Source organism: Paraliobacillus sp. JSM ZJ581 (genome assembly GCF_044383835.1).
Classification (GTDB): Bacteria; Bacillota; Bacilli; order Bacillales; family Amphibacillaceae; genus Paraliobacillus.
The window spans coordinates 1-3,939 of the sequence record NZ_JBISEP010000051.1 but is presented as its reverse complement, the minus strand read 5'-3'; the positions used below and the strand labels follow the sequence as shown (position 1 = coordinate 3,939).

Here is a 3,939-nt window from a genome sequence, read left to right as displayed (position 1 = left end):
GCACGACCAACTTAGCTAGATAGCTTGGCAGATAAGCATTTTTAAGTCATTAAGGAATTTCTATGAATAATTCAGGAATAATTCTCTTCAATAAAAAAACTTAAAAGGACAGTGCTAAACAAAAGGATGGGAAAATAAAGTTTCATAATGAAAAGAAATAATCTTACTTTAATGAATTGTGGTATTTTTGTTGGAATAAACTTTATCAAGGCTTCTTTCTCTAAATTGCTTAATATATTTCTTTGAGCAATGTACTGGACAGTGATTGTAACGAATATATTCAAGCCTAAGACGAGTAATATAATCGATTTTACTTCATAAAATCTTTGGACACCGATTACAGTAGCCATTAGAAATGCATTTATATTAGGGAAACCATACAAAAGAAATAACTTCCTTAAGTTTTTTAATGAACGTAGCCCTATATCATTACCTAATTCCAAAGTTAAGATCCGATTAAGCATTATATCCCTCCCTTTTTAACTAAGTTTAATTTGTCAAATTAAGCGGGACAAAGTATCCTTGCCTACATGCTTCATAAAACACTCAATTGGTGTTTGATAATTTAATGATTTTCTTGGAATGTTGTTTCTTCTAGAAGCAACAGTTGATATATATTCTTGTGTAACGGAATTGAAATCCATCTCTTTTGATAGACCGTTTTTACGTAGTAGACCATTCGAATTTTCATTCAATCCTCTTTGTGATGGCGTTCCTGGATCGGCAAAATAGAAGTCAATATCATGATTATTACTGACGTTTTTCCAATTCGAAAATTCTTTGCCACAGTCAAAGATAATGGATTTGAATAAGTGTCTAGGAACGCCTTGCAGCCAGCCGTTTAGTGCTTCTTCAATATCCTGTGCCTTCCTTCCTTTAGGTTTGATCGCAATGATACATTTGCTTAGTCGTTCAACCAAAGTGATCACTGCACTCTTGTGTTTGCTACCAACAATAGTATCACCTTCTAGATGGCCAAATTCATTGTTGTAGTTTAGATGTTCCTGATTGCGCTCATCTATACTACGTCTAAATGCTTGTTTGCCTCTATTTTCTTGGTGACCGTTTGGTTTTCTTTTCCCTTTCATCGGTAATTTCTCTTGTCTGAAAACACCCTTTTCAAACTGCCGATAAAGGGTACGCATACTACAAGAGATGGGTCTTTCTTTTCTACCAACGATGACGTCTGGAGTCCAACCATCCTCTACTTTTGCGTTGATGTAATCCACTTCATTTTTGGAAAGTTGAATCGGTTTACGACCACATTTTTGCTTGTTTTTCTTGTATTCAAGATAAATATCAATCGCTGTTTTTCCTTCTTTTAGTTGTCTTATGACTCGATAAATCGCCTCATGACCTCGCTTGAGCTTTTCGGCAATTTGTCGCCCTTTACGACCGATTGAAAAATATTCTTCTATGAATATGAGTTCTGTTTTGGTAAGATGGGTGTAGGACATGTCAGATACACTCTCCTTAACTTTAGTCGGTTTTAGATTGAGTATATCATGACATGTCTTTCTTAGTTTTCTTAGTGTCTCGCTTAATTTTTCAATCAAAGTATCATTAAAATAACTTTCCAAATCTACTAATAACATTTTTAGTTATTAATCAATACTTTTGATTTTCTATAACACTAATTCTTAGATAGTTCATATTTAGATTAATTTTAGAAAAAAGTATATTTGAATAGTTAAATGAAAATTGGATATTCTATAATATTTATTGTATTCAAACCAACTTTAGCTTAATTATTGCTAAAAAGCATGTAAGAGAAGCAATTAGCAGAAATACTGGTACTATATTAGGTAGTTCAATAATGTTAAATAACTTACCTACTAGTAATAACAAGAGACTTATGATCCCTATTGAAATTACAAACTTTGCAACTGTAAAGAAATCTATAACCATAAGAAAAATTCCTTTCTTACATTATTGTAAACAATTTATAACACGTATTAAAACCACTTTTTAATAATGGTTCCTATTGCGTAACCTGTAGCTACACCGCCTGCAATACAACCAACTCCTGCAACTACCATACTACCCGTAATTACGAATCCTCCATCAATTGCAGTTAGTTCATCCTTATTAATGTCCTGAAAATTATGCTCTATTAATTTCCCTTTATTACTTTTACCTAAATTATCCACGTTTTCCATGTTTGAAACCTCCTATAAAGTTTATTTACCTTAGTAATACTTAGTCTGCAAATGCCCAGGCAACTCCAATAGCTACCCCACCTATGAAAAGAATCCCAGCAATAATCGCACCAACTGTGATAAAACCACCATCAATCTCTAATAATTCACCTTCATTTAGAGATTTAAAGTTCGTTCCACTCATAACTCCAAAATCTTCTCTTAAAGACTCTTGCATAATGTCTCCTCCATTCCTTATTTTTTAATACAAGTATAATTATAAATGACATATCATATAAAAAAACGTAATAATGTTACGGTATCGTGCAAATTTAACGGCTAGATAGATATAGTCCTACTAATCAATTTACAGTATAACTTCCAGGAAATATCCCACTCATTTCAGACCTCTTACAGAGAAATTAAGCTATTCTGCTGCGTTAACAGTACCATAACGGTTTATTCTATTTATTAAATATTGAAGTTCACACCATTACTCGCGGTAACAAACCAACCTGCTTTACTTTAACTATCGCTTCAGATCTTGAACTCACACTTAGTTTCTTAAATACCTCAGTCAAATATCGTTCAACATTCCTTTTACTCATATACAACTCTTCTGCAATTTCTTCATTTTTCAATCCTTTTGACACCATAAGTAAAATGCCTTCTTCTATCTGTGTCAAAGAAATTTTCTTACCATTATCAAGCACTGCTTCATTTTTACCTTTCCGCAACCGAGAAAGTAATTCTATGGGAACAGTCGCCAATCCCTCAGTCGCACTCCAAATGGCTCGCATTAATTGCCGCTTTGAAGAATACTTGCTTATAAATCCCGAAACACCTGCATCTATTAAATAATTAAAATGTACAGCTATATCATGTCCAGTGAAAATGAGTACTCTTGCATTCTCATCTATTTTTAAAATATCATTTGTTAAATCTAGACCATTTTTTTCAGGCATATCTAAGTCAACCAAATAAATATCATAGCTATTTTCTTCTACTAACCCGATCACTTCCTTACTACATCTAACATAGTCAACTTGAAAGTCGGGTTCACTTAATAATAGGTTCCTAGTACCTTCACCAACAATTTCATGATCATCGACAATTAAAATGTTTATCATCCAATTAACTCCCTCTCTATTGAGTCTGGAATCTCTATCATGATTTGCAGCCCTTTATTGGTTTCCATTTTAAAACTTCCGCCAAAACTAAATACAAGTTCTTTCATATTAGCTAAACCAAAATTATTATGCTTTTGTATCAGTTTATCAATTCCTACACCATCATCTGTATAGGTGATAGTAAAATTTCTTTCATTGTAATTGAGATTCAATTCTACTTTGTTAGCTTGTGAATGCTTTATCGCATTTGTTAATAATTCCTGTACAATCCGATACATTATTAGTTCGATCTCTTTATATTGAATTGGTTGATTCATATTACTTTGATAAACATCTAATTGTATATTGGATCGTAATCGGAACTTCTCTGCTAATTCATTAACAGAACTTATCAATCCCTTCTCCGCCAAAAATGGAGGAGAAAGCTCATTGCATGTTTCTCTAATTCCATAAATAATATCTAGGATCTCTTCTTCTAAATCGATTAGTCTATCTTTATTTAGTTGTATTTCGTCAGAGGTACGAATTTCTTCTATTTTTCGTTTTAATATAGCTATATCCTGAAGAAAGGTATCATGTATATCACTAGCTAAGGTGGTGACCCCACAAAGTTAGAGTTTTTATTATGCAGCTGTTTGGCTGGTTTGAGTTCGGTATTGTACTGGACTTAA

Annotated in this window: 6 protein-coding genes; all 6 read right to left on the bottom strand. The window is 32.7% G+C overall.

Annotated features, from left to right (window positions below; translation table 11 throughout):
- Positions 1 to 71: 71 nt before the first annotated feature.
- Complete coding sequence (locus ACH6CY_RS15435) at positions 72 to 464, bottom strand: hypothetical protein (protein ID WP_374068205.1); 393 nt, start codon at positions 462 to 464, stop codon at positions 72 to 74.
- A 33-nt stretch (positions 465 to 497) separates the two neighbouring features.
- Positions 498 to 1,457, bottom strand: coding sequence for an IS30 family transposase (locus tag ACH6CY_RS15430; protein WP_374068204.1), 960 nt, complete (start codon positions 1,455 to 1,457; stop codon positions 498 to 500).
- Between the two features lie 498 nt (positions 1,458 to 1,955).
- Entirely contained in the window at positions 1,956 to 2,159 is a 204-nt protein-coding gene (locus ACH6CY_RS15425; RefSeq protein WP_374068203.1) for a Blp family class II bacteriocin, read from the bottom strand.
- A gap of 40 nt (positions 2,160 to 2,199) precedes the next feature.
- On the bottom strand, positions 2,200 to 2,376 hold the full coding sequence (locus tag ACH6CY_RS15420; RefSeq protein WP_374068202.1) for a class IIb bacteriocin, lactobin A/cerein 7B family: 177 nt from the start codon (positions 2,374 to 2,376) through the stop codon (positions 2,200 to 2,202).
- 247 nt (positions 2,377 to 2,623) lie between these two features.
- A complete protein-coding gene (locus tag ACH6CY_RS15415; RefSeq protein WP_374068201.1) occupies positions 2,624 to 3,268 on the bottom strand; it encodes a response regulator transcription factor in 645 nt (214 codons plus the stop codon).
- Positions 3,265 to 3,678 (bottom strand): sensor histidine kinase, encoded by a 414-nt coding sequence (locus tag ACH6CY_RS15410; RefSeq protein ID WP_374068200.1) that lies wholly within the window; start codon positions 3,676 to 3,678, stop codon positions 3,265 to 3,267. Before ACH6CY_RS15410 ends, ACH6CY_RS15415 begins: the two co-directional genes overlap by 4 nt.
- Positions 3,679 to 3,939 lie beyond the last annotated feature (261 nt).

Excerpts from the sequence above, each read along its gene's own strand:
- ACH6CY_RS15415 (WP_374068201.1), bottom strand. The coding sequence starts at position 3,268 with ATGATAAACATTTTAATTGTCGATGATCATGAAATTGTTGGTGAAGGT.
- ACH6CY_RS15435 (WP_374068205.1), bottom strand. The coding sequence starts at position 464 with ATGCTTAATCGGATCTTAACTTTGGAATTAGGTAATGATATAGGGCTA.
- ACH6CY_RS15420 (WP_374068202.1), bottom strand. The coding sequence starts at position 2,376 with ATGCAAGAGTCTTTAAGAGAAGATTTTGGAGTTATGAGTGGAACGAAC.
- ACH6CY_RS15430 (WP_374068204.1), bottom strand. The coding sequence starts at position 1,457 with ATGTCCTACACCCATCTTACCAAAACAGAACTCATATTCATAGAAGAA.
- ACH6CY_RS15425 (WP_374068203.1), bottom strand. The coding sequence starts at position 2,159 with ATGGAAAACGTGGATAATTTAGGTAAAAGTAATAAAGGGAAATTAATA.